The organism is Halomonas sp. PBN3, from assembly GCF_000475415.1.
In the GTDB taxonomy this organism is placed as follows: Bacteria; Pseudomonadota; Gammaproteobacteria; order Pseudomonadales; family Halomonadaceae; genus Halomonas; species Halomonas shengliensis.
Genome location: NZ_AXCA01000070.1, coordinates 1 through 1,572 on the forward strand (window position 1 = coordinate 1; position 1,572 = coordinate 1,572).

At 62.8% G+C, this 1,572-nt stretch carries 1 protein-coding gene; it reads right to left on the reverse strand.

The window, feature by feature from the left end; all coding sequences use genetic code 11:
- Positions 1-274 precede the first annotated feature (274 nt).
- Complete coding sequence (locus tag Q673_RS23150; RefSeq protein ID WP_023005033.1) at positions 275-1,477, reverse strand: IS110 family transposase; 1,203 nt, start codon at positions 1,475-1,477, stop codon at positions 275-277.
- Between the last annotated feature and the right edge of the window lie 95 nt (positions 1,478-1,572).

The following is a 1,572-nucleotide window of genomic DNA, read 5'->3' on the forward strand; positions in this document are numbered from 1 at the left end:
CCTGGTATGGATTGACCCGTCAAGGGGTCGGTTGATTCTGCTACATGTGATTGTCCTCAAATGCCTACGGCTCAGGAAGCGAGGGGCTATCAGCGACGGTGGATCTCTCTGGTATTCGTGGGTTGGTTACCGACCTGTCATCACTTCGTCGCGGAGCTACCCTGGTCTACAAGCGAGGGTCACCCAGCCCCGCAGGGCGGAGGCCTCATAGGAGCGTCAGGGGTTCTCCCACCGGCCCGACGCTCCCTGAGCCGTAGGCACTGAGGCGCGATCATCATGCGGTGGCCCGGCTGCCGTGCGGTTTGCCCATCGCTTCGCAGGCAATCGCCCACAGGAAGCCGGCCATTTCTCGCGCCACCGCCGTGGTGACTTGCTGCTTAACCTTGCCCGTGGCGACCAGGCGACGGTAACGCCCACACAGGCGTTTCTGCGCCTCCCAGGCGATCGCCTGCACCGTTGGCGAGGTCTTCTCGGCGCGCTGCTCAATGATCCGTGTCTTACGTGCCGGGAAGCGGTAGCTCCAGGCCGCCTCCACCAGCACGCGTCGCACATGGCCGTTGCCGGTTTTGGTGATACCGCCCTGGCGCCGACTGCCTCCGCTGGAGTGCTCGCTGGGCACCAGGCCCAGGTACGCCATCAACTGGCGGGGTGAGTCGAAGCGACTGATATCTCCCAGCTCGGCCAGTACCGTCATCGCCGTGATCAGGCTCACGCCCCGCATCGCCTGAACGGCCTCGACCACCGGAGCCAGTGACCAGTTTGGTAACACCGCTCTCATCTGTTTTTCGAGGCCCACCACACGGCGCTGGGCGTCTTTCACGTTGTCGACGTACTCCTCCAGCACAACCTGCTGAACGGGGGTGTCGAAGCGAACCGTCTCCAGCCAGCGGAAGTGTGCCGGTATCCACTTGCTCTTGCCGGGGTAGACCTTGCTGTGCCGCAACAAGAAGGCGTTGAGTCGCTGCCGGGCGCGGAGTTCAGCGGCTTTCATATCTTCCCGGGCGCGAGTCAGGTCGCGAATCGCCTCCTGTTCCGGCGTCGGCACCCAGACCGGTGTCAGCTCACCGGAGCGCGATAGGCGAGCTAGCATCTTGGCATCGCGACGGTCGGTCTTGATGCGATCCCCAGCACGCTGGGGAATCAGCGTCGGGGCAACGACCTCACAGTCATGGCCGCTGGCCTGAATCTGGTGGTAGACCCCGTAGCCACAGGGGCCGGCCTCGTAGCTGAACAACAGCGGTTGCCCGTCGAAACGCTGGCTCAACTGACGAACCAGCTTGTCGATGGCCGCTGGTTCGTTGGGGATCTCGCCGCGAAACTCGGGAGCTTGGCGTCCGGCCTCGGCGATTGCCACGGAGATACTCGCCTTGTGCACGTCCAGGCCGATATAAGCGGCGTGGACGCTGCTGGCAGCACTGATCCGCTGGGCAACAGTGCGCTCGACAATAGCTGGCTGAGTTGCGTTAGACTGTTTCATGACCTGCCTCCCTCAATAGTGGCTCTGTGTTTCGGTACCCACCTCAACATAACCCACGACGTTGAGGTGGGGCAGGTCAATCCATGATGTCTACT